This window comes from Pseudonocardia sp. DxW (genome assembly GCF_058448985.1).
Window position 1 is genome coordinate 188,391 of sequence record NZ_JBZFLK010000013.1, and the last position, 25,029, is coordinate 213,419.

Genomic DNA, 25,029 nt, shown 5'->3' on the forward strand with positions numbered 1-25,029 from the left:
GATCAGCGCCCGGGATCGGCCAGCCCGCCCAGGTCGGGCAGGTCGTGCCCCATCCGGTCGCGCTTGGTCCGCAGGTAGCGCAGGTTCTGCGGGGTCGGGCGGACCGGCATCGCCTCGCGGCCGACGACGCGCAGGCCGTAGCCCTCCAGCCCGGCCCGCTTGTCCGGGTTGTTGGTGAGCAGCCGCATCGACACGACGCCCAGGTCGGCCAGGATCTGGGCGCCGATGCCGTAGTCGCGGGCGTCGGCGGGCAGCCCCATCGCCAGGTTCGCGTCGACCGTGTCGGCGCCGGCCTCCTGCAGCTGGTAGGCCTGCAGCTTGTGCAGCAGGCCGATCCCGCGGCCCTCGTGCCCGCGCATGTAGAGCACGACACCGCGGCCCTCCCGGGCCACCGCCTCCAGCGCGGCGTCGAGCTGCGGGCCGCAGTCGCAGCGCAGCGAGCCGAGCACGTCCCCGGTCAGGCACTCGGAGTGCACCCGGACGAGCACGTCCTCGCCGTCGTCGGCGGGGGTGCCGACGTCGCCCATCACCATTGCGATGTGCTCGACGCCGTCGAGCAGCGAGTCGTAGCCGTAGGCCAGGAAGTCGCCGTGCCCGGTCGGGATCCGGGCGGTCGCGACCCGCTCGATGTGCTTCTCGAAGCGGCGCCGGTAGGCGATCAGGTCGGCGATCGTGATCAGCGTGAGGTCGTGGTCGGCGGCGAAGACGCCGAGCTCCTCGCCGCGGGCCATGTCGCCCTCGTTCTTCTCCGAGACGATCTCGCAGAGCGCACCGGCCGGGGGCAGCCCGGCCATCCGGGCCAGGTCGACCGCGGCCTCGGTGTGACCGGGCCTGCGCAGCACGCCGCCCTCGCGGGCCTGCAGCGGCAGCACGTGCCCGGGCCGCACCAGCTCGGCGGCCTCGGTCGCCGGGTCGGCCAGCAGCCGGATGGTGTGCGCCCGGTCCTGCGCCGAGATGCCGGTGGTCACGCCCTCCTTGGCGTCCACGGTGACCGTGTACGCGGTGCGGAAGGAGTCCCGGTTGGTGTGGTGCATCGGCGGCAGGTCGAGCCGGTCACAGGTCTCCTCGGTGATCGCCACGCAGACGTAGCCCGAGGTGTAACGGACGGTGAAGGCCAGCAGCTCGGGGGTGGCCCGGGCCGCGGCGAAGATCAGGTCGCCCTCGTTCTCGCGGTCCTCGTCGTCCATCACGACGACGGCCTTGCCCTCCGCGATGTCCGCGATCGCCTTCTCGATCAGCGCGAACCGCTCGGCCCGCTCGGCCGGCGTCATCGCGGTGTGCGGGTTCTCCGGCAGCTTGCCCGAGACGTTCCCGCCCGGGGTGTTCGACGGCTCGCTCACCGGGCGGCCCCTTCCGTTCCGGACCCGGGGCCCTGCAGGTACCCCGCGGTCATCCGTTCCACGTACTTCGCGATCACGTCGACCTCCAGGTTGACCGGGTCGCCCGGAGTGCGCGCGCCGAGGGTGGTGTCGGCCAGCGTCGTCGGGATCAGCGCCACACCGAAACCGTCCGGGTACACCGCGGCGACGGTCAGCGACACGCCGTCGACGGCGATCGAGCCCTTCTCCACGACGTAGCGGGACAGCTCGGCGGGCAGCGAGAAGCGCAGCGCGTCGCTGCGCTCCCCCGGGTCACGGGAGACCAGCGTCCCGACGCCGTCGACGTGCCCCTGCACGATGTGCCCGTCCAGCCGGCCGCCGGCCGGGACGGCCCGCTCCAGGTTGACCCCGGATCCGGGGGCGACCGCGCCGAGCGAGGTGCGCTTGAGCGTCTCGGGGACCAGTTCCAGGGTGAGCGTCGGTCCCGGGCCGGTCCCCTCCGGTACGACGGCCGTGAGGCAGCAGCCGTTCACCGCGACCGACTCGCCGTGCCCGACCTCGGCGGCCAGTGCGGCACGCACGGTCAGCACGACGACGTCGTCGTCCGTCCGGACGTCGACGACCTCGCCGACCTCCTCCACGATGCCGGTGAACATCCTCGTTGCCTCCTGCTACCCGACCTGCCCGGAGGCCGGTCGTGCGTCGATGACCACGTCGCCGCCGGCGCGGCGGACCTCGTCCACCTGCAACCGCACGATGTCCGCGATCGTTCCCACACCCGCGGCGCCGAGCGCCTGGGGTCCCTCGCCGAGCAGTGCCGGGGCCAGGTGCACCAGCACCCGGTCCACGACGCCCGCGGCGACGAAGGCACCCGCCAGTATCGGCCCACCCTCCAGCAGGACGTCGACGACGTCCCGCATCGCGGGATCGGCCAGCACCTCGGCCGGGTCGCGGGTCCGCAGGTGCAGGGTCGGGGCCGCGCCGTCGGTGCGGAGCCGCGCCCCGGGTGGGATGTCCCGGTGCCCGACGACCACCCGCAGCGGCTGGTCGGCGAACAGGGTGCCGTCCGGGTGGCGGGCGGTCAGTGCCGGGTCGTCGGCGAGGACGGTACCGGTACCGGCGACGATGGCGTCCATCCTGCGCCGCAGGTCGTGCACCTCGCCGCGGGCCTGCGGGCCGGTGATCCAGCGGCTGGTCCCGTCGGCGGCGGCGACCCGGCCGTCCAGGGTGGTGGCGACCTTCCAGGTCACGTGCGGTCGCCCGGTCCGCTGCCGGTGCAACCAGCCGCGCAGCGGACCGCGGGCGACCTCGTCGGCGAGTGTGCCGAGCGTCACGTCCACGCCGGCGGCGCGGAGCCGGTCCAGGCCGCCGGCGGCGATCGGGTTCGGGTCGGTGAGCGCGGCGTGCACCCGGACGATCCCGGCATCGAGCAGCGCGTCGACGCACGGCGGGGTGCGGCCGTGGTGGTTGCACGGTTCGAGGGTGACGACGGCGGTGCCGCCGGCGGCGCGGTCGCCCGCCTCGGCGACCGCGGTGCGCTCGGCGTGCGGGCCGCCGGGCGGGGCGGTGGCGCCGGTACCGGCCACGGCGCCGGTCCGGTCCAGCACGACGCAGCCGACCGCCGGGTTCGGGCTGGTGCGGCCGTGCACCAGGTCGGACGCGGCCAGCGCGCGGCGCATGGCGTCCGTGACGGCGACGGACGTCTCGTGCGGCGCGGTGCTCACCGGATCGGTCCGGTTCAGCCGGCCCAGCGGTGCGGGTTGGCCGTGCGCACGCGCTCGCGCAGGGCCGCGACGGCGCGCCCCGGGTCGTCCGCGCCGTAGACCGCCGAGCCCGCGACGAAGCAGTCGACGCCCGCCTCGGCGGCCTGCTCGATCGTGTCGGCGTTGATCCCGCCGTCGATCTCGACGAGCAGCCGCAGGTGCCCGGTGTCGACGAGCCGGCGGGCGGCCCGGACCTTCTCCAGCACCTCGGGGATGAAGCTCTGCCCGCCGAAGCCGGGCTCGACGCTCATCACCAGCAGCGTGTCGTAGTGCCGCAGCACGTCGACCCAGGGCTCCAGCGGGGTGCCCGGCTTGATCGACAGCCCGGCCAGCGACCCGGCCGCGCGCAGGTTCTTCGCCAGCATCACCGGATCGCGGGCGGCCTCGACGTGCACCGTCACGTTCCGGGCGCCCGCCTCGGCGTAGCCGGGGGCCCAGCGGTCCGGGTCCTCGATCATGAGGTGGCAGTCCAGCGGGATGCCGGTGGCCGACTCCAGGCTCTGCACCACCGGGAGGCCGAGCGTCAGGTTCGGCACGAAGTGCGCGTCCATCACGTCGACGTGCAGCCAGTCGGCCCCCGGTTCGTCCCCGCGGGGACCGACGGCGGCGGCCTCGTCGGCGAGCCGCGCGAAGTCCGCAGACAGGATGCTGGGTGCGATCATCGGGTGCACGCCCGCAGGCTATCCCTGCCCGGCACGGCCTCCGGCACCCCCGTGCGAGGGAGGGATCACATCCGGCACGGGGGAACCGGGCCCGCGGCGCCGACCCGGCCCGGCCCGGTGCTGACCCGGGTGCCGCTCAGCCGGCGGGGCGGCGCAGCAGCGCGAGGAACATCGCGTCGGTCCCGTGCCGGTGCGGCCACAGCTGCACCGACGGCCCGTCGCCCAGTCCGGGCATGCCGTCCGGCAGCACGGTCCGGGCGTCCAGCTGCTCGACCGGACCGGCCGGGCCGGGGCGCCCCTCCCGGCCGACGATCCGCCCGACCACGCCCACGGTCTCCGACACGTGCGGCGAGCAGGTCACGTAGCCGACGACGCCGCCGGGCCGGACCAGCCGCAGCGCCGCGACGAGCAGCTCGCGCTGCAGCCGGGTGAGCGCCGCGGTGTCCTCGGGGCGGCGCCGCCAGCGCGCCTCCGGGCGGCGGCGCAGGGCGCCGAGCCCGGTGCACGGGGCGTCGACCAGCACCCGGTCGAAGGTGCCGTCGGGCAGGCCGGACTCCCGGCCGTCGGCCACGTGCACGGTGACCGGCAGCTCGGCGGTCACCTTCCGGACCAGGTCGGCGCGACGCTCGGCGGACTCGACCGCGTCGAGGGTGCCGCCGAGCGCGGCGACCAGGCCGCCGAGCAGCGCGGCCTTGCCGCCGGGGCCGGCGCACAGGTCGAGCCAGCGGCCGGTGTCCTCGCCGACCAGCTCGGCCCTGGCGAGCGCGGCCGCGACGAGCTGGCTGCCCTCGTCCTGCACCACGGCCAGTCCCTCGGCGACGGCGTCGAGCTCACCGATCTCGCCGCTGCCCGGCTCCAGGTGCACCCCGTAGGGCGACCACGGCGCCTCCTCCCCGCCGGTCGCCAGCGCCAGCTCCTCCGCGGAGATCTCGCCCGGCCGGGCCAGCAGGTGCACCCGCGGGCGGGCGTCGTCGGCGGCCAGCGCGGCGGTCAGCTCGTCGCCGGTGTCGCCGAGCGCGTCGGCGAACGCCTGCGCGATCCAGCGCGGATGGGCGTGCCGCAGCGCGGCGGCGCCGACCGGGTCCTGCGCCGGGTCCGGGGCGAGCCGGTCCAGCCAGGTCGGCTCGTCGTGCTCGCCGATCCGGCGCAGCACCGCGTTGACGAACCCGGCCGACTGCGCGCCGTGCTCACCGCGCACCAGGTCGACGCAGGTGGAGACGGCGGCGTGCGACGGCACCCGGGTGCGCAGCAGCTGGTAGGCGCCGAGGCGCAGCGCGTCGAGCAGCGCGTGCTCGATCTTGGCGAGCGGCCGGTCGGTGCACTCGTCGATGATCGCGTCGAGCAGGCCCTGGGCGCGCAGGGTGCCGTAGCCCAGCTCGGTGGCGAGCGCGGCGTCGCGGTCGCGCAGCCCGTGCCGGCGCAGGATGCCGGGCAGCGCCAGGTTGGCGTAGGCGTCGCGCTCGCGCACCGCGGTGAGCAGGTCGTAGGCGGCCTGGCGGGCCGGGTCGCCCGCCGGGGGGCGGCCGGAGCCGGTGCGGCCACGCGGCGGGCCGGCGTTGCGCGGGCCCGCGGTGCGCTCGCGGCGGCCGCCCGCGGTGCGGTCCCGGCGCGGGTCGCGGCGCGGGGCGGAACCGGAGTCCCGGTCCCGGCGCGGCGCCGAGCCGGAGTCGCGGCGCGGACCGCCACCCTGGCCGCCGCCGGTCCCCCGGCCGCCGTCCCGGGCGGCGCGGTCCGGGCGCTGCCCGCCGCCGGACCAGCCCGAGCCGGACCGGTCGTCCCGGCGGGGCCGGTCACCCCGATCGGCACGGTTGCCGCGGTCGGCACGGCCGCCCCGGTCACCGCGCTCGCCGCGGTCGCGCGGGCCGTCACGGTCGGGCCGGTCGGGCCGGTCGTCGCCCGGTCGGGTTCCGGGGTCCTGCTCGCTCACGTCGTCTCCTCGGCGGTCGTCCCGCCTCGGCCGGATGGTTCCGGCCGTCCTCGCTCGTCGTCGGTGCCCGCCGCCGGGATCGTCCGGCGTCGCGGCGGGTCAGCTCAGGTGTTCGCCCGGCTCGATCCGGGCGCCCCGGGCCCAGTCCGGCGCCGCCATCAGGCGCTTGCCCTTCGGCTTCACCTCGCCCAGCTCGACCGGGACGGTGGCGGTGCCGGCCAGCACCCGGCGGCGCTCCACCCGCAGCTCGCCGGGGGCGAGCTCCAGCTCGCCGGTGCGCAGCGGGCGGACCGGGCCGACGCCGAGCCGCTCGCCGCGGAACTCGTACCAGGCGCCCGGCTCCGGGGTCACCGACCGGATCAGCCGGTCGACCGCGGTGGCGGGTGCCCCGACCGGCACCCGGGAGTCGGCGGTGCTGACCTTCGGGGCGAACGTGACCCCGTCCGCCGGTTGCGGCACGGCGGTCACGGTGCCGTCCTCGATGCCGTCGAGGGTGGCGGCGAGCAGCTTGGCGCCGGACTCGGCGAGCCTGCCCAGCAGCGTGCCCGCGGTGTCGGTGGGGCCGACGGTCTCGGTGACGACGCCGAACGTCGGCCCGGTGTCCATGCCCTCCTCGAGCCGGAAGGTCGTCGCGCCGGTCACGTCGTCGCCGTGCCGGATCGCCGCCTGCACCGGGGCCGCGCCGCGCCAGGCGGGCAGCAGCGAGAAGTGCAGGTTCACCCAGCCGTGGACGGGCACGTCGAGCACGGGCCGCGGGAGCAGCGCCCCGTAGGCGACGACCGGTGCGCAGTCCGGTGCCAGCTCGCGGAGCACGGCGAGGAACTCCGGCTCGGACGGCCGGGCCGGGGTGAGCACCGGCAGGCCGGCGGCGTCGGCGAGCTCGCCCACCGGTGACCGGGTCAGCCTGCGGCCGCGGCCGGACGGCGCGTCCGGCCGGGTCAGCACGGCGACCACCTCGTGCCGCGGCGAGTCCAGCAGCGCCCGCAGCGCCGGGACGGCCGGCGCCGGCGTGCCGGCGAAGAGCAGCCTCATCGAGCCTTGCCGAACAGCGGGTGCGGGCTGACCTGCACCGTCGGTGCCGGTTCGCCGAACCACTCGGCCTCGCGGATCGCCCGCATGGCCTCCTTGCGGGTCTCGGCGTCGAGCCGGTCGATGAACAGCACGCCGTCGAGATGGTCGGTCTCGTGCTGGATGCACCGGGCCAGCAGCTCCGACCCCTCGACGACCAGCGGCTCGCCGTGCATGTCCCAGCCGCGGGCGACCACGGTCAGCTTGCGCCGGCAGTCCCAGCCGAAGCCGGGGATGGACAGGCAGCCCTCCATGCCGATCTGGTCCTCGTCGCCGACCGCCTCCCAGGTGGGGTTCACCAGGTGCCCGGTGAAGCCGTCGCAGTCGTAGACGAACACCCGCTTGCCGACGCCGATCTGCGGCGCGGCCAGGCCGGCGCCGCCCTCGTCGTGCATCGTGTCGGTGAGATCGGTGACCAGCTTGCGCAGCTCCGCGTCGAAGTCCGTGACCTCGGTGGCACGGGTGCGGAGCACGGGGTCTCCGAACAGCCGGACGGGCTGGATGGGCACGGTTCTCCTCGCGGACGGTGGGTGGTGGGTGGGGAACCGATTGTGCCATTGGGGCCGGGCGGGGTTACTCGATCTCCCCCGGATCCATCCGCACCCGCACCGCGTCGGCCGCCTTGCGGGCCGTGCGCAGCGCCTGGGCGTCGTGCAGGGCGGCCGCCAGCCGCCGTCCGGCGTCGCGGGGCACCCGCAGCAGCGCGCGCTCCCGGATCTCATCGCGGCCGGCGCCGCGCCCCGGACGCTCCGGCGGGTCGATCTCCACCGGCCCCAGCAGCTCGACCCCGCGCGGCGGGTCCCGGTCCGGATCGAGCACCGCGTCGCAGATCTCGGCGACGGCGGCGGGCGGGCCCTCGACCGCGGCCATCCGGACGGCGGGCGGGAACCCGACGTCGGCGCGCTCGGCCAGCTCGGCCTCGGCGTGCCCGGCCGGGTCCCAGCGGACCAGTGCCTGCACGGTGGGGATACCGGAGTCGGCGACGACCACCACCCGGCCGCCGTCGGTGTGCGGGACCACCCCGGCCGCCGCGGCGAACCAGCGGCGCAGCGTCTCCTCGGCGACCCGCAGGTCCGGCCGGGCCAGCATCGCCCAGCCGTCCAGCAGCAGCGCCGCGCCGTAGCCGCCCTCGGCGACCGGCTCCGCCCCCGGGGTCGCGACCACCAGCGACGGCCCGGCCGGGACGTCGTCGACGATCGGGGCGCCGCCGCCGGAGGTGCGCACGGTGGTCCCGGGGAACGCCCGGCCCAGCTCCTCCGCGGTGCGGCCGGCGCCGACCACCCCGGCCCGCAGCCGGCGCGACGCGCAGTTGCCGCAGCGGAAGCCGGGCTCGACCCGGCCGCACCACCGGCAGGCCGGCAGCCCGGCGGCCGCGTCGGTCCCGCCGGAACCGGGCCGGGGCAGCCCGAGCGGCCCGGCGCAGTGCCGGCAGCGGGCGGCCTCCCGGCAGGAGGCGCACGCCAGGAACGGCAGGTAGCCCGAGCGCGGCACCTGCACCAGCACCGGGCGACCGGCGGCCAGCGCCGCGCGGGCCGCCTCGAACGCGACCCCCGGGACCCGGGCGGCCCGGGCGGCCGGATCGCGCACCAGCTGGGTGTCGGTCTCGCCGATCGCGGTGACCCGCGGTGCGCGGGCCCGCACCGTCGCCCGGTCGGCGAGCACCGCCAGCGCCCAGCCGGACTGCACCAGCAGCTGGGCCTCCGCGGTGCGGGCGAAGCCGGCCACCAGCACGGCGGCGCCCTCCCGGTGCGCGCGCAGCACCAGCACGTCACGGGCCTGCGGGTACGGCGCACGCGGCTCGGAGTGCGAGTCGTCGCCGTCGTCCCACACGGCGAGCAGGCCCAGCTCACCGAGCGGGGCGAACGCGGCGGAGCGGGTCCCGACGACCACCCGGACGCTCCCCCGCCGCACCGCCAGCCACCGCCGGTAGCGCTCGGCCGGGCCGAGCTCGGCGGTGAGTGCGACGACCGCGTCGTCGCCGAGCAGCGCGGCGCAGGCCGCGTGCAGCCGGTCGACGTCGCGCTGGTCGGGCACGACGAGCAGCGCGGACCGGCCTGCGGTGCGGGTCGCGGCCGCGGCCTCGGCGAGCCGCACCGCCCAGTCCTCGCCGGGCAGCGGCTGCCAGACGGCGTGCGCGGCGCGGCCCCCGGCGAGCGCGTCGAGCAGCGCGCCGCCGCGCGGGTAGGCCGACCAGCCCGCCGGGTCGGGCGGCTCCGGCTCGGCGGTGGTCCGGGCCCGCGGGGTCTCCGACTCGACGCGGGCGTGCCGGGCGGGCACGGCGAGCCGGAGCACGTCGGCGAGCACCCCGGCACACCGGTCGGCGACGGCGCGGGCGAGCCCGGCGACCTCGGGGGTCAGGACCGGCTCGGCGGACACCACCTTGTCCACCCAGGCGAGCCTGCCGTCGTGCCCGGAGGACCCGGCGCGCTCCAGCAGGTAGCCGTCGACCATCCGGCCGGCGAACCGGACCCGGACCCGGACGCCGGGGACGGCGACGTCGTCGAGGTGGGTCGGCACCCGGTAGTCGAAGGGCCGGTCCAGGTGCGGCAGCGGGACGTCGACGACGATCCGGGCCACCGGCAGCGCCGCCGCCTCCTGCCACTCGCCGCGGTTGCGCGCGGGACGCCGGGGGCGAGCCGCCCCGGCGGGACGTGCGGTCGCGGGAGAGCTCACGGCCAGGGTCTACCAGACGCCTCCGACGCACCGGTCGGACGGACACCCGGCCGGGGTGGCGGGACGGGCCCTGACCGGACGGCGGGACCCGGCCGGCCGGCCGGTGACGTGCGCGTGGCCGGGTCCGCGCGGTGCGGACCCGGCCACGGGCGTGGTGCAGGCGGTCAGGCCCCGACGGCCGACTTGAGCGCGTCGGCGCGGGAGGTGTCCTCCCACGGGAGCTCGACGTCGGTGCGGCCGAAGTGGCCGTACGCGGCGGTCGGGGTGTAGATCGGGCGCAGCAGCTTCAGGTCGCGGATGATCGCGGCCGGGCGCAGGTCGAAGACCTCCTCGATGGCGGCCTGGATCTTCGCCGGGTCGACGTTCTCGGTGCCGAAGGTCTCCACGAACAGGCCGACCGGGGCGGCCTTGCCGATCGCGTACGCGACCTGCACCTCGATCCGCCCGGCGAGCCCGGCGGCGACGGCGTTCTTGGCGACCCAGCGCATCGCGTAGGCGGCGGAGCGGTCGACCTTCGACGGGTCCTTGCCGGAGAAGGCACCGCCGCCGTGGCGGGCCATGCCGCCGTAGGTGTCGACGATGATCTTGCGGCCGGTCAGGCCCGCGTCGCCCATCGGCCCGCCCAGCACGAAGCGGCCGGTCGGGTTGATCAGCAGCCGCGGCTCGGACGGGTCCCAGCCGAGCGCCTCGACCTCGGGGGTCACGACGTGCTTGAGGATGTCGGGGGCGAGCATGCCGTCGAGGTCGACGTCCGCGGCGTGCTGGGAGGACAGCACGACGGTGTCCAGCCGGGCCGGCTTGTCGCCCTCGTAGTCGATGGTGACCTGGGTCTTGCCGTCGGCACGCAGGTAGGGCAGCGTGCCGTTCTTCCGGACCTCGGTCAGCCTGCGGGCGAGCCGGTGGGCCAGCGCGATCGGGAGCGGCATGAGCTCCGGGGTGTCCTCGCAGGCGTAGCCGAACATCAGGCCCTGGTCGCCCGCGCCCTGCTTGGCGATCTCGTCCTCGGCGGACTCGACGCGCTTCTCGTAGGCGGTGTCGACACCCTGCGCGATGTCCGGCGACTGCGCGCCGATCGCGATGTTCACGCCGCAGGAGGTGCCGTCGAAGCCCTTCGCGGACGAGTCGTACCCGATCTCCAGGATGCGGTCCCGGACCAGCTGCGGGATCTCGACGTAGGCGTTGGTCGTGACCTCACCGGCGACGTGCACCTGCCCGGTGGTCACCATGGTCTCGACGGCCACCCGGCTGCTCGGGTCTTGCGCGAGCATCGCGTCGAGGATCGTGTCGCTGATCGCGTCACAGATCTTGTCGGGGTGGCCCTCGGTGACCGATTCGCTCGTGAACAGACGGCGGCTCGTGTTCGACACGCGCAGTTTCTCCATCCCGTTGTGGTGCTGTCGTGGTGCTGCCTTCACTCCGGCGCGACGCGCCTCGGGCGGCCGCGCTCGTCCGGACGCTTCCGCGATCGGGGCGTCCGCCGGGGACCGACCCTAGTCCAGATCGGGCGACGGTACGGAGATCACAGGACGCAACTGTGCACGCACCGTGAAGTATCGCTGAAAGTCAGCTACACAGGGTCGCCGGATGGGGTGATTGACGCTCCGCTCGCGAATCGCGCGCCGCCCCACTCGTTGGTCGGAACAGTACCGCCGCGCACCGCGCGGACGGGCCCACCGATCAGACGAAACGCGACTCCACGGCGGTGCTGCACCGTCGTCGCCACGGAGGATGTCCCACGATGAAGCCGAACTCCCGACGGATCGCCGCCGCCGTCGCCGCGCTGGCAGTGGCAGGCGTCACCGCCACCGGTGTGATCGCAGGCACTGCGGCCGCCGCCGGCACCGGAACCTGCACCTCGAGCGTGAACGTGCGCTCGGAGCCCGCCACCGACGCGCCGATCGTCGGGGTGTGCGAGCGCGGCGACACCACGTCGGTGGGTGACACCCGCAACGGCTTCGTCGAGCTTCCGGAGTACGGCGGCTGGGCGGTCGCCGAGTACGTGTCGACGACCAGCAGCTCGTCGCCGCGGACCGGCTCGCCGACCGCCCCGGCCGACTCCGAGGACGCCACGCCGCGCACCTCCGAGCGGTCCACCGCGCCACGCGCCGAGGACCGCTCGTCGTCGACCGGCAGCCCGTCCACCAGCACTCCGTCGAGCAGCACGCCGTCGAGCAGCACCCCGCGGTCGACGTCGGACGGCCCGGAGGGCGCCGCCGAGCGGCGCACCCAGCCGTCCACCACCGGCAGCGCGACCCCGTCGGCGACCGGCAGCACCGACGAGAGCACCGAGAGCACCCCCACCGAGGACCCGTTCTTCGCCGACGACTGACCCCGCCGTCGCCACCCGGCCGCACACCCGATGACCTCGCCGCACACCTGCTGCGGCGGGTGTGCGGCGGGGCCTGTGGGTGTGCGGCTCAGCTCAGGCGCGGGGTGACGGCGTCCCAGATCCGGGAGGCCAGCAGGGCCTTGGAGCCCATCGGCAGCTCCTCCTCGCCGCCGTCGCGGGCGAGCAGCCAGCCGGCGTTGTCGAGGGTCTCGAACGCCTTGCCGTCGCCGACGGCGTTGACGACGAGCAGGTCGCAGCCCTTGCGGGCGAGCTTGGCGCGGCCGTGGTGCAGCACGTCGCCCTCGGCGTCGCCGGTCTCCGCGGCGAACCCGACGACGACCTGGCCGGGCCGCGGGCTGTCGTGCACCAGCCCGGCGAGGATGTCCGCGTTCTGCGCCATCCGCAGCGGGGCGGGCTCGTCGCTGCCCCGCTTGATCTTGTCGGTGGCGGTGGACAGGGGCCGGAAGTCGGCGACCGCGGCGGCCATCACGACGGCGTCGGCGTCCGCGGCGGCGGACCGGACGGCGGTCTCCATCGCGGCCGCGGTGCCGGCGTGCACCACGTCGACCGCGGCCGGGACGGCGAGATCGGCGGTGTGCCCGGCGACCAGGGTGACCCGGGCCCCGCGCTGGGCGGCGACCCTGGCGAGCGCCCAGCCCTGCCGGCCGGACGAGCGGTTGCCCAGGTAGCGGACCGGATCGAGGGCCTCCCGGGTGCCGCCGGCGCTCACCACGACGTGCCGGCCCTCCAGGTCGCGGGGCAACGCGTCCGGGCGCTCCAGGAGCAGCGTGGCCAGGTCGGCGATCTCGGCCGGATCGGGCAACCTGCCCTTGCCGGTGTCCGCGCCGGTGAGCCGGCCCGCGGCGGGCTCCAGCACGACGGTGCCGCGGGACCGCAGCAGCGCGACGTTGTCCCTGGTGGCCGGGTGCTCCCACATCTCGGTGTGCATCGCGGGGGCGAGCACCACCGGACATCGCGCGGTGAGCAGCGCGGCGGTGAGCAGGTCGTCGGCGCGGCCGTGCGCGACGCGGGCCATCAGGTCGGCGGTGGCCGGCGCGACGACGACGAGATCGGCCCGCTGCCCGAGGGCGACGTGCGGGACCGCGTGGACGTCGCTGAACACGTCGGTCGCGACCGGCCGCCCGGACAGCGCCTCGAAGGTGGCGGCGCCGACGAACCGCAGTGCGGCGGCGGTGGGGATCACCCGCACCGCGTGACCGGACTCGGTCAGCCGGCGCAGCAGCTCGGCGCTCTTGTAGGCGGCGATCCCGCCCGAGACGCCGAGCAGGACCTCAGGTGCCGTGCCGGGCATCGGTGCGTGCTACTCGCCCTCGGTGTGCTCGAGCATGCCGGACTGGATCTCGCGCATGGCGATCGACAGCGGCTTCTCGCGCGGGCCCGGCTCGACCAGCGGGCCGACGTACTCCAGCAGGCCCTCGCCGAGCTGCGAGTAGTAGTCGTTGATCTGCCGGGCGCGCTTGGCCGCGTAGATGACCAACGCGTACTTCGAGCTGACCTGGCCGAGCAGGTCGTCGATCGGCGGGTAGGTGATGCCCTCGGGGGCGGTGGTGCCGGTAGGCGTGCTCACGTACTCACTCCTGAAGCGAAAGGGGGACCGGGGGCCTCAGACGGCGTCCCGGCCGACCGCCAATGCTACCAACCGGCCGATCACGGTCTGCAGGTCGTCGTTGACGACGACCTCGTCGAACTCGTCGCGGGCCGCCATCTCCTCGATCGCGGTCCGCAACCGGCGCTCGCGCTGCTCCGGGGTGTCGGTGCCGCGGTCGGTCAGCCTGCGGGCCAGCTCCTCCATCGAGGGCGGCGCGACGAACACCGTGAGCGCCTCCGGGACCAGTGCCTTCACCGCCCGGGCGCCCTGCAGGTCGACCTCGACGAGGACCGGCCGGCCGGCGCCGAGCGCCTGCTCGACGGGCTCCCGCGGCGTGCCGGAGCGCTGCAGCCCGCCGTGCACCTCGGCCCACTCGAGCAGGTCGCCGCGCTCGATCAGCGCGTCGAACCGCTCGCGGGTGACGAAGTGGTAGTCACGGCCGTCCACCTCGCCCGGCCGCGGGGGCCGGGTGGTGGCGGACACACTGAACAGCAGCTCCGGCAGCGCCTCGCGCAGTCCCGCGACCACGTGGCTCTTCCCCACGCCGGACGGACCGGCCAGCACGAGCAGCCGCCCGCGGGCCGGTCGCCCGGCCTGCTCGGAGCGCACGGCGGAGGAGGTTCCGGTCACGGGATGCGCCGATCAGCTCGGGTAGCGGTCGAGCAGGGCCTTGCGCTGGCGGTCGCCGAGGCCGCGCAGCCGGCGGCTGGTCGCGATCTCCAGCTCCTCCATGATCTGCTGCGCACGGACCTTGCCGACGTTCGGCAGGGCCTCGAGCAGCGCCGAGACCTTCATCTTGCCGAGCACCTCGTCGGTCTCGGCCTGCTTCAGCACCTCCTCGAGGGTGGTGCCGCCGCGCTTGAGACGGTCCTTCAGCTCCGCTCGGGCCCGGCGCGCGGCCGCAGCCTTCTCCAGCGCGGCGGCGCGCTGTTCCTCGGTCAGCTGGGGAAGGGCCACGGTGTTGCCTCCGTACTCTCCGTGTCGAACACGTCGTTCTCGTCGCCGCCGCAGCGGCGGCCGGGTGGTGGGTCGCACCGACCCGTCCGGGGGACGTCCCCGGAGCCGCGATCGAACGTACCCACGACGTCCAGTAGGGCGTCAATGGGGGTCCCACCACCGGTTTCGCCGTCCTCATGGTGATCAACGGCACGCCGTCCGGCGGCCCGACGTCCGCCGCCGGGCTCGCCCGGACGGCGGGTCGGCGCACCGGTCACCCCCGGCGTGCGGTCCGGCGCGGGCACGGACGCGCCAAGTCGCCACCCGGTTGCGCCGACGGTCACCGGGCGTGCCGGACGGGCCGGTCGGCGTACGCCGACCGGCCGTCCACCGACCGGGGCGGCACATCCGGCCCGGTCCCGCACTGCGACGGGTCAGGGTGTCGCGCAGCAGGTCCGGCCGGCGGTGTGCCGGGGCGGAACGGGCCCGCCCGGGGGCTCAGTGCGATCCGGCGCGGGCCGAGGCGAGCTCCTCCCCCAGCGCCAGCGCGGCGCTGCGCAGGGCGGCCGGGGCGGGCCCCGCGGCGAGCACCGACCGGGCCGCGGCGGGCAGCACCGGACCGGCCGTCCCGGCGAACCGGGAGACGACGTCGGCCGGGCCGGCGCCCTGCGCGCCGAGCCCGGGCACCAGCACCGGCCCGTTCAGCGCGGCCAGGTCGAGGCCGTGCTCACGGGTCCCCCCGACGACGACGCCGACGTCCCCGGCGCCGGCCGGCGCACCGGCGTTGCGGGCCGCGGCGGCGTCGACGACCGCCTGGGCGACGCTGCGCCCGTCCAGCGCGGCCAGCTGCACCGTCGCGCCTTCCGGGTTGGACGTCCTGGCCAGCACGAACAGCCCGCGTCCGGCCTCGGCGGCGGCCACCAGGGCCGGTTCCAGCGAGTCGAAGCCCAGGTACGGCGACACGGTGAGCGCGTCGGCGCCGAGCGGGGCGCCGATCCGCAGGTAGGCGTCGGCGTAGCCGTCCATCGTGGACCCGATGTCGCCGCGCTTGGCGTCCAGCAGGGTCAGCGTGGGGGTCTGCGCGAACCCGGCCAGCAGCCGCTCCAGGACGGCGACGCCGGCCGCGCCGTGCCGCTCGAAGAACGCCGACTGCGGCTTCACGACGGCGACCGCACCGGCGAACCCGTCCAAGCAGGCGTCGGCGAACCGGGCCAATCCGTCGGCGTCGTCGGTGAGGCCCCACTGCGCGAGCAGCGCCGGGTGCGGGTCGATCCCGGCGCACAGCGGGCCGTGCGCGGCGACCGCGCCGGCCAGCCGCGCACCGAACCCGGTCACGAGCCGGACCGCAGCGCCGCGTGCGCCTGCTGCAGCGACCGAACGCCCAGCCCGCCGGAGGCGAGCGCCTCGATGCCCTGCACGGCGGCCGCCGCACCCTGCACCGTGGTGATGCACGGGACGCCGCGGGACACCGCGGCGGCCCGGATCTCGTAGCCGTCCACCCGGGGGCCCGGGTTCCCGACCGGCGTGTTGACGATCAGGTCGACCTCGCCGGCCAGGATCGTGTCCACGATGGTCGGGTTCTCCGGCGACGAACCGGACGAGTGCTTGCGCACCACGGTGACGGTGATCCCGTTGCGGCGCAGCATCTCCGCCGTCCCCTCGGTGGCCAGCACCTGGAACCCGATGTCGGCCAGGCGGCGCACCGGGAACACCATCGCCCGCTTGTCCCGGTCGGCGATGGACACGAACACGGTGCCCGACACGGGCAGCGAGCCGTAGGCCGCGGCCTGCGACTTCGCGAACGCCGGGCCGAACGCGGAGTCGAAGCCCATGACCTCACCGGTGGACTTCATCTCCGGGCCGAGCAGCGGATCGACGCCCTGGCCCGCGGTGTTGCGGAACCGGTTGAACGGCAGCACCGCCTCCTTCACCGCGACCGGCGAGTCGGCGGGCAGCGCGCCACCGTCGCCCTCGGCCGGGAGCAGGCCCTCCGCCCGCAGCTCGGCGATGGTGGCGCCGAGCATGATCCGGGCGGCCGCCTTGGCCAGCGGGACCGAGGTGGCCTTGGACACGAACGGCACCGTCCGGGACGCCCGCGGGTTGGCCTCCAGCACGTAGAGCACGTCGCCGTGCAGCGCGTACTGCACGTTGAGCAGGCCGCGGACGCCGACGCCGTGCGCGATCCCGGCGGTCGCCTCGCGCACCTTGGCCAGCACCGAGCTGCCCAGGGTGATCGGCGGCAGTGTGCACGACGAGTCCCCGGAGTGCACCCCGGCCTCCTCGATGTGCTCCATCACGCCGCCGAGGTAGATCTCGTCGCCGTCGCAGAGGGCGTCGACGTCGATCTCGATGGCGTCGTCGAGGAAGCGGTCGACGAGCACCGGGCGGTCCGGCGAGATGGTGGTGGCGCGGGCGATGTAGCCGGCCAGCGTCGCCTCGTCGTAGACGATCTCCATGCCGCGCCCGCCGAGCACGTAGGACGGCCGCACCAGCACCGGGTAGCCGATCCGGGCAGCGATCTCCCGGGCCCCCTCGAAGCTGGTCGCCATGCCGAACTCGGGGGCCGGCAGGCCCGCCTTGCGCAGCACCTCGCCGAACGCGCCGCGGTCCTCGGCGAGGTCGATCGCCGCCGCGGAGGTCCCGACGACCGGCACCCCGGCCTCGGTGAGCCGCTGCGCCAGGCCCAGCGGCGTCTGCCCGCCGAGCTGCACGATGACGCCCGCGACGGTGCCGGAGGCCTGCTCGGCGTGCACGACCTCCAGCACGTCCTCGAAGGTGAGCGGCTCGAAGTACAGGCGGTCGGCGGTGTCGTAGTCGGTGGACACCGTCTCCGGGTTGCAGTTGACCATGACGGTCTCGTAGCCGGCGGCCCGCAGCGCCATCACGGCGTGCACGCAGGAGTAGTCGAACTCGATGCCCTGCCCGATCCGGTTCGGCCCGGAGCCGAGGATCAGGACCTTCTCCTTCGCCGTCTGCGGGGCGATCTCGGACTCGGCGGACGGGTCGGTCTCGTAGGCCGAGTAGTGGTACGGCGTCCTCGCGGCGAACTCGGCGGCGCAGGTGTCGACGGTCTTGTAGACCGGCCGGATCCCGAGCCGGTGCCGCAGCGAGCGGACGCCGTCCTCGCCGGCGAACTCCGGCCGCACGGCGGCGAGCTGGCGGTCGGACAGGCCGTGCCGCTTGGCCCGGCGCAGCAGCGCGGCGTCGAGCACCGGGGCGGCCCCGATCTCCGCGCGCAGCTCGCCGAGCAGCGCGATCTGGTCGACGAACCACGGATCGACGCCGGAGTTCTTGGCGACGTCGGTCACGCTCTGGCCGGTCCGCAGCGCCCGCTCCAGCTCGTAGATGCGGCCGTCCACCGGGACGGTGTACTCGGGCTCGCCCTCCGGGTCGGGCGCGGTCCAGAAACCGGCCCGGGCGCGCTCCATCGAGCGCATCGCCTTGCCCAGCGCCTCCGCGAACGACCGGCCCAGCGCCATCGCCTCACCGACCGACTTCATGGTCGTGGTCAGCTCCGGATCGGCGCCCGGGAACTTCTCGAACGCGAACCGCGGGATCTTGACCGCGACGTAGTCGAGCGTCGGCTCGAACGCGGCGATCGTCTCGCCGGTGATGTCGTTGCGGATCTCGTCGAGGGTGTAGCCGACCGCGAGCCGGGCGGCGATCTTGGCGATCGGGAAGCCGGTGGCCTTGGAGGCGAGCGCGCTGGACCGGGAGACCCGCGGGTTCATCTCGATCACGACGAGCCGGCCGGTCTCGGGGTGCACCGCGAACTGGATGTTGCAGCCGCCGGTGTCGACGCCGACCGCGCGCAGCACGGCGATCCCGACGTCGCGCATGTGCTGGTACTCGCGGTCGGTCAGGGTCATCGCCGGCGCGACGGTGATCGAGTCGCCGGTGTGCACGCCCATCGGGTCGAGGTTCTCGATCGAGCAGACGACGACCACGTTGTCGCGGTGGTCGCGCATCAGCTCGAGCTCGTACTCCTTCCAGCCGAGCACGGACTCCTCGATCAGCACCTCGGTGACCGGGGACGCGGCGAGCCCGGCGCCGGCCAGCCGCTCCAGCTCCTCGGCCGAGTGCGCCAGGCCGGAGCCGAGCCCGCCCATCGTGAACGACGGCCGGATGACCACCGGCAGACCGAGCTCGGCGGCGGCCTCGCGGACCTCCTCCATCGAGTGGCAGACCCGCGAGCGCGGGACGTCGCCGCCGATCGAGGTGACGATGTCCTTGAACTTGAGCCGGTCCTCGCCGCGCTGGATCGCCTCGACGTCGGCGCCGATCAGCTCGACGCCGTAGCGCTCCAGCACGCCGTTCTCGTGCAGCGCGATCGCGGTGTTCAGCGCGGTCTGCCCGCCGAGGGTGGCGAGGATCGCGTCCGGCCGCTCCGTGGCGATCACCTTCTCGACGAACTCCGGGGTGATCGGCTCGACGTAGGTGGCGTCGGCGAACTCCGGGTCGGTCATGATCGTCGCCGGGTTGGAGTTGACCAGCGAGACGCGGATGCCCTCGGCCTGCAGCACCCGGCACGCCTGGGTCCCGGAGTAGTCGAACTCGCAGGCCTGGCCGATGACGATCGGCCCGGAGCCGATCACCATCACGTGGTCGATGTCGTCGCGGCGGGGCATCAGTTCTCCTCCTGCCGGGCCTGCTCGGCGTCGGCGCTTCCGGCCGGGGGTGGTGGCCAGGGTCGGTCGTCGACCGGGCCGGACCGGCCGGTCACCGGATCGGCGTCGCGCTCGGGGGTGTGCGGCGCGGCCGGGCCGCCGGGTGCACCGCCCTCGCGGCGCAGCGCGTTCTCGATGTCGGAGAACGGCGCGGTCAGCGGGTCCGGCGTGCCGGGGCCCGGCACGGTGGGCAGCCTGCTGGTCGGCGGCTCGTCGGCCGGGCCGGACACGGGGGCGCCACCGGTCCGGCCGGCCGCCGGGGCGCCGCCGGGCGGGGTGACCGGCAGCCGGGTGGTCGGTGCGGGGTCATCAGCCGCGCCGGCCGGGTCGACACCGGCCGGGCCGGCCTGATCGACACCGGCCGGGCCGGCCTGATCGACACCGGCCGGGCCGGCCTGATCAACACCGCCCGGGCCGGCGGCGCGTTCCGGGTTCAGGTCGACCGAGGGGCCCGCCGTCGCCGACGGCGGTGCCACCGGGGACGGTTGCGCGGTCTGCGCCGATGCCTGCCGGACGGGCCGGGGGACGGCGCCGCCGGCCGCACCGGGCTCGCCGGTGGCGGCCCCGGACACGGCGCCGGTGGCCGGATCGGGATCCGGCGCGGGACCGCCGACCGCCGGGTCCGGCAGGGCGTCCCGGTCCGGCAGGGCGTCCCGGTCCGGCCGGGCGTCCCGGTCCGCAAGGTCGTGCTGATCCGGGCCGTCGTGCTGATCCGGGAGGTCGTCCGGGGCCGGGTACGGCACCGGCCCGGCGCCGTCCGGGCGGCGCGCGGCGACACCGGCGTAGCCGACCGGGTTGTCGGTCATGAGCTGGGCGAACCGGTCGAACAGGTCGGCCGCGTCGTGCGGGCCGGCCGCCGCCTCCGGGTGGTACTGCACCGAGAACGCCGGGAAGTCGATCCCGGCCATGCCCTCCACGCAGCCGTCGTTCGGGCAGGTGTGGGTGATCGCGGCGCGGCCGTAGGGGGTGACGAACTCCTCGCCCGCCTCGCCGGCGACGGCGAAGCCGTGGTTCTGCGAGGTGATCGCGACCCGGCCGGTGGCGTGCTCGATCACCGGGATGTTGATGCCGCGGTGCCCGTAGCGCAACTTGTAGGTGTCCCGGCCGAGCGCGCGGCCCAGGATCTGGTTGCCGAAGCAGATGCCGAACAGCGGGATCCGCCGCTGGAGCACCTGCCGGGTGAGCGCGACCGGCCCGTCGGCGGTCGCCGGGTCCCCGGGGCCGTTCGCGACGAAGAACCCGTCCGGGCGCAGCGACTCGATCTCCTCGATCGTGCTGGATGCGGGCAGCACGTGCACCTCGATGCCGCGGGCCGCCATCATCCGCGGGGTGTTGTACTTGATCCCGACGTCCAGCGCGGCGACGACGAACCGGCGCTCCCCCACCGCGGGCACCACGTAGGGCTCGGCGGTGGTGACGGCGCCGTAGAGGTCGGCGCCCTCCATCTGCGGGCTCTGCCGGACCCGGTCGACGAGCTCGTCGTCGTCGGCCAGCGCGTCGCCGGAGAAGACCCCGGCGCGCATCGCGCCCCGCTCGCGCAGGTGCCGCACCGCGGCCCGGGTGTCGATCCCGGCGATCCCGACGACGCCCTGGGCGCGCAGCGCGTCCTCCAGCGATCCGGTCGCCCGCCAGTTCGACGGCCGGCGGGACGGGTCGCGGACCACGTAGCCCGCGACCTGGATGCGGGCCGACTCGTCGTCCTCGTCGTTCCAGCCGGTGTTGCCGATCTGCGGTGCGGTCTGCAGCACGATCTGCCGGTGGTACGACGGGTCGGTCAGGGTCTCCTGGTAGCCGGTCATCCCGGTGGTGAACACGGCCTCGCCGAGGCTCTGGCCGGTCGCACCGTAGGACTCGCCGCGGAAGATCCGGCCGTCCTCGAGGACCAGCAGGGCGCTACCGTCCCCGCCGCCACCGTCCCGCGTGCTCCGTGCGCTGCCCGTGCTCGTCATGCCTGAACCTTCCCGTCCCGCGCGGTGATCCGGCCACGCAGGACCGTCGCGACCACCGCACCGGGCAGCCGCATTCCCTCGTACGGCGTGTTCGCCGCCTTGCTCGCCAGGTTCGCGCCGCGGACCGTCCAGACCGCGTCCGGGTCGACGAGCGCGAACGTCGCCGGCTCGCCCTCGGCGATCGGCCTGCCCTGGTCGGCCAGCCTGCCGATCTCGGCCGGGCGCTCGGAGAGCACCCGCGCCACGCCGTGCCAGTCCAGCAGGCCCGGCTCGACCATCGTCTCGATCAGCACCGACAGCGCCGTCTGCAGGCCCAGCATGCCCGGTTTGGCGGCCTGCCACTCGGTGTCCTTGTACTGCGCGGCGTGCGGCGCGTGGTCGGTGGCGACGACGTCGATCACGCCCTCGGCCAGCGCCTCGCGCATCGCGCGGGTGTCCTCCGCGGTGCGCAGCGGCGGGTTCACCTTGTTCACCGGGTCGTAGCCGGTCAGCCGGCCGTCGGTGAGCAGCAGGTGGTGCGGGGTCACCTCGGCCGACACCTGCACGCCCTGCGCCTTCGCCGCGCGCAGCACGTCGATCGTGCGGGCGGTCGAGATGTGGCAGACGTGCAGCCGGGCGCGGGCCTCGCGGGCCAGCGCGCAGTCCCGGGCGACGATGGTCTCCTCGGCCGTCGCGGGCCAGCCGGTCAGGCCGAGCCGGGCCGCGACCGCGCCCTCGTGCGCCTGCGCGCCGACGGTGAGCCGGTGGTCCTCGGCGTGCTGGGCGACGACCGCGTCCAGCGCCGAGGCGTACTCCAGCGCGCGTCGCATGATCAGCGGGTCGTTCACGCAGCGGCCGTCGTCGGAGAACATCCGGACGGCGGCCCGGGAGTTCGCCATCGTGCCCAGCTCGGCGAGGCGCTCGCCGCCGAGCCCGACGGTGACCGCGCCGACCGGGTGCACGTCGACCAGGCCGATCTCGGCGCCACGCCGCCACACGTGCTCGACGACGACGTCGGAGTCGGCGACCGGGTCGGTGTTCGGCATCGCGAACACGGCGGTGAACCCGCCCAGCGCCGCGGCGTGGCTGCCGGTCTCGATCGTCTCCGACTCCTCCCCGCCGGGCTCGCGCAGGTGCACGTGCAGGTCGACGAAGCCGGGCAGCAGGACCGCGCCGCCGGCGTCGAGCACCTCGACGCCCTCCGGGGCGTCCAGGCCGGTGCCGATGGCGGTGACGACGCCGTCGGTGACCAGCAGGTCGGTCGGGTCGCCGCCGTAGGGCCGGGCGTCGGTGATCAGGAGGTCGGTCATGCTGTTCACTCCGGTGCTCCGGCGAGAAGGTGGTAGAGGACGGCCATCCGCACGTGCACACCGGTGCGCACCTGCTGCAGGACGGCGGAGTTCGGCGCGTCGGCGACCGCGGGTGCGATCTCCATGCCGCGCACCATCGGGCCCGGGTGCAGCACCACGGCGTGCCCGGCGAGCAGCGCGGCCCGGTCCGCGGAGAGGCCGTAGCCGATCGCGTACTCGCGGGCGGACGGGAAGAACCCGCCGTGCATCCGCTCGGCCTGCACCCGCAGCATCATCACCGCGTCGGCCGCCGGCAGCTCGGCGTCCAGGCCGTGCGCGACCCGGCACGGCCACTGCTCGACCCCGGCGGGCAGCAGCGTCGGCGGCGCCACCAGCACCACCTCGGCGCCCAGGGTTGCCAGCAGCAGCACGTTGGACCGGGCCACCCGCGAGTGCAGGACGTCGCCGACGATCACGATCCGCCGCCCGGCGATCCCGCCGAGCCGGTCCCGCAGCGTCGCCGCGTCGAGCAGCGCCTGGGTGGGGTGCTCGTGCGTACCGTCCCCGGCGTTCACGATCGCGGTCGGGGTGCCGGTCGCCTCCCGGGACGCGTCCACCCACTGCGCCAGCCGGTGCGCCGCACCGGAGGCCGGGTGCCGGACGACCACGCAGTCGGCGCCCATCGAGGACAGCGTCAGCGCGGTGTCGCGCAGCGACTCGCCCTTCGACACCGACGAGCCGGACGCGGCGACGTTCACCGTGTCCGCGCTCATCCACTTGCCGGCGATCTCGAACGACACCCGGGTGCGGGTGGAGTTCTCGTAGAACATCGTGATGACCGTCCGGCCGCGCAGCGTCGGCAGCTTGCGGACCTCGCGGCCGAGCAGCGCCTGGCGCAGCCGGTCGGCGGTGTCCAGCAGCGCCGTCGCCTCACTGGCGTCGAGATCGGCGACCGAGAGCAGGTGCCTCACGAGGGCTCCTCCTGGGTGATCCAGACGCCGTCCCGGGCGTCGATCTCGGTGAGCGAGAGCAGGATCTGCTCCGAGCGCGAGGTCGGCACGTTCTTGCCGACGTAGTCGGCGCGGATCGGCAGCTCCCGGTGCCCGCGGTCGACCAGGACGGCGAGCTGGACGATCCGCGGGCGGCCCTCGTCGCGCAGCGCGTCCAGTGCGGCGCGGGTGGTGCGCCCGGACATCAGCACGTCGTCGACGAGCACGACGAGCTTGTCGTCCACCCCGCCCTCGGGGACGGCGGTGGACTCCAGCGCGCGGGCCGGGCCGCGGCGCAGGTCGTCGCGGTAGAGGGTGGCGTCCACCGACCCGACCGCGGGGGCGACGCCGGTGAACTCGGCGATCGCCGCGGCCAGCCGGTGCGCCAGGTGGACACCCCGGGTCGGGACGCCGAGCAGGACGAGATCGTCCGGGCTGTCCGGGCCGAAGGCGGTCTTCTCGATGATCTGGTGCGCGATGCGCGCGATGGTGCGGGTGACGTCGGCGGCGCTGAGCAGTTCCCGGCCGGGATCCTGCGCACCGACGTCCCCGCGGCGGTTCTGCGCCACGAGGTGTGCTCCTTCCCCGCCTCACCGGACGGGTCTTAAAGGACGGCGTTGCCGCACCAACCTAGCAACCGGCGCCGGGGCACCGCGGCCCGGCCGCAGCGCGTCACAGGGCGAGCCGGGCCACACCCCCACCACCCGATCGAGGTCACGGTCCGGTGACGATCCGCAGTGGCCGTGGTCGTCCGCGGCGGTCGTCATGCGATACCCGATTCTGCCCATGCGGGGGCCCGGGAGGTGTGGTCCACCCCGTGCTCCGGCACCCACCGCTACCGCTGACGAGGGACACGGACTGCCCCGTTCGTGTGGGAAACCGCTCGTCAACCCCCCGAGCAGGGGGTCGAACTTGACCGCGCCGGAGCCGACCCGGAAGATTACTCTCCGTATCAAACAGGGAACGTGCAGCAGTGTCGCAGGGCGCGCGACGGACACCGGATCCGGACGCGCCACGCGGCACCGGACTCACCGCCGGAGACCGGGGACCACCCACAGGGGCTACGGCGGGGCGGGGTCCGGCGCACCGCCGGTGACCGACCCGTCCGCCGCCGGCACGCCACCGTCAGGAACGAGGGGATCGATGGGCGACTACGCCAAGGCGCTCGGGGGGAAGCTCCGGGCGATCAGGCAGCAGCAGGGGCTGTCGCTGCACGGCGTCGAGCAGAAGTCCGGCGGACGCTGGAAGGCGGTCGTCGTGGGCTCCTACGAGCGCGGCGACCGTGCGGTCACCGTGCAGAAGCTGGCCGAGCTGGCCGACTTCTACGGGGTGCCGGTGGCCGAGCTGCTCCCCGAGGGACGCATCCCGTCCGGCAGCGAGCCGGCCACCAAGATCGTGATCAACCTGGAGCGGCTGCAGCAGCTGCCCGCGGACAAGGTGGGCCCGCTGGCCCGCTACGCGGCGGCCATCCAGAGCCAGCGCGGCGACTACAACGGCAAGGTCCTCTCGATCCGCGCCGAGGACCTCCGCTCGCTGGCGATCATCTACGACATGTCGCCCGGTGAGCTGACCGACCAGCTCATCGAGTGGGGTGTGCTACCTCCCGAGGCACGCCCGGGCGGCCAGGTGGGATGATCGGGTCCGCACCGGTCGCGCCCCAGGGGAAGGGCGGCGCGTCCGGTGTACGGCCCGGCGGTGGGGGGGGGGGGGGGGGGGGGGGGCCGCCGCCCCCCCCCCCCCCCCCCCCCCCCCCCCCCCCACACCCCCCCCCCCCCCCCCCCGCCCGGGGCGGCCCCCCCCCCCCCCCGCCCCGGGGCCCCCCCCCCCCCCCCGCCCCCCCCCCCCCACCCCCCCCCCCCCCCCCACCACC

The 25,029-nt window shown here is 75.5% G+C and carries 20 protein-coding genes and 1 pseudogene; 2 read left to right on the plus strand and 19 right to left on the minus strand.

Annotated features, from left to right (window positions below; translation table 11 throughout):
* Positions 1-2 precede the first annotated feature (2 nt).
* From ACVJO7_RS21245 to metK, 9 genes are all read right to left on the minus strand, one after another.
* Positions 3-1,271, minus strand: a complete 1,269-nt coding sequence (locus ACVJO7_RS21245) for a bifunctional 3,4-dihydroxy-2-butanone-4-phosphate synthase/GTP cyclohydrolase II (protein ID WP_344028438.1) — start codon at positions 1,269-1,271, stop codon at positions 3-5.
* Positions 1,272-1,336: 65 nt separating this feature from the next.
* Positions 1,337-1,975 (minus strand): riboflavin synthase, encoded by a 639-nt coding sequence (locus tag ACVJO7_RS21250; protein WP_344028372.1) that lies wholly within the window; start codon positions 1,973-1,975, stop codon positions 1,337-1,339.
* A gap of 15 nt (positions 1,976-1,990) precedes the next feature.
* A complete protein-coding gene (gene ribD, locus ACVJO7_RS21255; RefSeq protein ID WP_491674346.1) occupies positions 1,991-2,998 on the minus strand; it encodes a bifunctional diaminohydroxyphosphoribosylaminopyrimidine deaminase/5-amino-6-(5-phosphoribosylamino)uracil reductase RibD in 1,008 nt (335 codons plus the stop codon).
* A gap of 59 nt (positions 2,999-3,057) precedes the next feature.
* Positions 3,058-3,744, minus strand: a complete 687-nt coding sequence (gene rpe, locus ACVJO7_RS21260) for a ribulose-phosphate 3-epimerase (RefSeq protein ID WP_344028432.1) — start codon at positions 3,742-3,744, stop codon at positions 3,058-3,060.
* 136 nt (positions 3,745-3,880) lie between these two features.
* Positions 3,881-5,671, minus strand: a complete 1,791-nt coding sequence (locus tag ACVJO7_RS21265; RefSeq protein ID WP_491674325.1) for an RsmB/NOP family class I SAM-dependent RNA methyltransferase — start codon at positions 5,669-5,671, stop codon at positions 3,881-3,883.
* Between the two features lie 99 nt (positions 5,672-5,770).
* A complete protein-coding gene (gene fmt / locus ACVJO7_RS21270) occupies positions 5,771-6,703 on the minus strand; it encodes a methionyl-tRNA formyltransferase (RefSeq protein WP_491674326.1) in 933 nt (310 codons plus the stop codon).
* Positions 6,700-7,248, minus strand: coding sequence for a peptide deformylase (gene def / locus ACVJO7_RS21275; RefSeq protein ID WP_344028367.1), 549 nt, complete (start codon positions 7,246-7,248; stop codon positions 6,700-6,702). Before def ends, fmt begins: the two co-directional genes overlap by 4 nt.
* A gap of 64 nt (positions 7,249-7,312) precedes the next feature.
* Entirely contained in the window at positions 7,313-9,412 is a 2,100-nt protein-coding gene (locus tag ACVJO7_RS21280) for a primosomal protein N' (protein ID WP_491674327.1), read from the minus strand.
* 164 nt (positions 9,413-9,576) lie between these two features.
* Positions 9,577-10,779, minus strand: a complete 1,203-nt coding sequence (metK, locus tag ACVJO7_RS21285) for a methionine adenosyltransferase (protein WP_491674328.1) — start codon at positions 10,777-10,779, stop codon at positions 9,577-9,579.
* Between the two features lie 371 nt (positions 10,780-11,150).
* On the opposite strand from metK, the gene ACVJO7_RS21290 reads away from it, so the two are divergent.
* Positions 11,151-11,741, plus strand: coding sequence for an SH3 domain-containing protein (locus tag ACVJO7_RS21290; protein WP_491674329.1), 591 nt, complete (start codon positions 11,151-11,153; stop codon positions 11,739-11,741).
* Positions 11,742-11,829: 88 nt separating this feature from the next.
* Here ACVJO7_RS21290 and coaBC read toward each other — a convergent pair whose 3' ends face one another.
* From coaBC to pyrR, 10 genes and pseudogenes are all read right to left on the minus strand, one after another.
* Complete coding sequence (gene coaBC, locus ACVJO7_RS21295; protein ID WP_491674330.1) at positions 11,830-13,053, minus strand: bifunctional phosphopantothenoylcysteine decarboxylase/phosphopantothenate--cysteine ligase CoaBC; 1,224 nt, start codon at positions 13,051-13,053, stop codon at positions 11,830-11,832.
* A 9-nt stretch (positions 13,054-13,062) separates the two neighbouring features.
* Positions 13,063-13,329, minus strand: a complete 267-nt coding sequence (rpoZ, locus tag ACVJO7_RS21300; protein ID WP_344028351.1) for a DNA-directed RNA polymerase subunit omega — start codon at positions 13,327-13,329, stop codon at positions 13,063-13,065.
* A 36-nt stretch (positions 13,330-13,365) separates the two neighbouring features.
* Entirely contained in the window at positions 13,366-13,980 is a 615-nt protein-coding gene (gene gmk, locus ACVJO7_RS21305) for a guanylate kinase (RefSeq protein ID WP_491674331.1), read from the minus strand.
* Between the two features lie 12 nt (positions 13,981-13,992).
* Positions 13,993-14,307 (minus strand): integration host factor, actinobacterial type, encoded by a 315-nt coding sequence (mihF, locus tag ACVJO7_RS21310; RefSeq protein ID WP_158092208.1) that lies wholly within the window; start codon positions 14,305-14,307, stop codon positions 13,993-13,995.
* 477 nt (positions 14,308-14,784) lie between these two features.
* On the minus strand, positions 14,785-15,621 hold the full coding sequence (gene pyrF, locus ACVJO7_RS21315) for an orotidine-5'-phosphate decarboxylase (protein WP_491674332.1): 837 nt from the start codon (positions 15,619-15,621) through the stop codon (positions 14,785-14,787).
* Positions 15,618-18,914, minus strand: coding sequence for a carbamoyl-phosphate synthase large subunit (carB, locus tag ACVJO7_RS21320; protein ID WP_491674333.1), 3,297 nt, complete (start codon positions 18,912-18,914; stop codon positions 15,618-15,620). The genes pyrF and carB overlap by 4 nt, the downstream gene beginning before the upstream one ends.
* A gap of 842 nt (positions 18,915-19,756) precedes the next feature.
* Positions 19,757-20,902, minus strand: a pseudogene (gene carA, locus ACVJO7_RS21325) (glutamine-hydrolyzing carbamoyl-phosphate synthase small subunit); the annotation flags it as partial.
* Entirely contained in the window at positions 20,899-22,191 is a 1,293-nt protein-coding gene (locus ACVJO7_RS21330) for a dihydroorotase (RefSeq protein WP_491674334.1), read from the minus strand. The gene ACVJO7_RS21330 and the pseudogene carA, both read right to left, overlap by 4 nt.
* Before the next feature lie 5 nt (positions 22,192-22,196).
* Entirely contained in the window at positions 22,197-23,141 is a 945-nt protein-coding gene (locus ACVJO7_RS21335) for an aspartate carbamoyltransferase catalytic subunit (protein WP_344028330.1), read from the minus strand.
* A complete protein-coding gene (gene pyrR / locus ACVJO7_RS21340; RefSeq protein WP_344028328.1) occupies positions 23,138-23,728 on the minus strand; it encodes a bifunctional pyr operon transcriptional regulator/uracil phosphoribosyltransferase PyrR in 591 nt (196 codons plus the stop codon). Before pyrR ends, ACVJO7_RS21335 begins: the two co-directional genes overlap by 4 nt.
* A 574-nt stretch (positions 23,729-24,302) precedes the next feature.
* On the opposite strand from pyrR, the gene bldD reads away from it, so the two are divergent.
* Positions 24,303-24,794 carry a transcriptional regulator BldD gene (bldD, locus tag ACVJO7_RS21345; RefSeq protein WP_344028325.1) on the plus strand — a complete coding sequence of 164 codons (492 nt, stop codon included), beginning with the start codon at positions 24,303-24,305 and terminating at the stop codon, positions 24,792-24,794.
* Positions 24,795-25,029: the final 235 nt, after the last annotated feature.

Coding starts and splice junctions, on each gene's coding strand:
- ACVJO7_RS21245 (WP_344028438.1), bottom strand. CDS start 1,271: ATGACGCCGGCCGAGCGGGCCGAGCGGTTCGCGCTGATCGAGAAGGCG.
- ACVJO7_RS21250 (WP_344028372.1), bottom strand. CDS start 1,975: ATGTTCACCGGCATCGTGGAGGAGGTCGGCGAGGTCGTCGACGTCCGG.
- ribD (WP_491674346.1), bottom strand. CDS start 2,998: ATGCGCCGCGCGCTGGCCGCGTCCGACCTGGTGCACGGCCGCACCAGC.
- rpe (WP_344028432.1), bottom strand. CDS start 3,744: ATGATCGCACCCAGCATCCTGTCTGCGGACTTCGCGCGGCTCGCCGAC.
- fmt (WP_491674326.1), bottom strand. CDS start 6,703: ATGAGGCTGCTCTTCGCCGGCACGCCGGCGCCGGCCGTCCCGGCGCTG.
- ACVJO7_RS21290 (WP_491674329.1), top strand. CDS start 11,151: ATGAAGCCGAACTCCCGACGGATCGCCGCCGCCGTCGCCGCGCTGGCA.
- coaBC (WP_491674330.1), bottom strand. CDS start 13,053: ATGCCCGGCACGGCACCTGAGGTCCTGCTCGGCGTCTCGGGCGGGATC.
- carB (WP_491674333.1), bottom strand. CDS start 18,914: ATGCCCCGCCGCGACGACATCGACCACGTGATGGTGATCGGCTCCGGG.
- ACVJO7_RS21330 (WP_491674334.1), bottom strand. CDS start 22,191: ATGACCGACCTCCTGATCACCGACGCCCGGCCCTACGGCGGCGACCCG.
- bldD (WP_344028325.1), top strand. CDS start 24,303: ATGGGCGACTACGCCAAGGCGCTCGGGGGGAAGCTCCGGGCGATCAGG.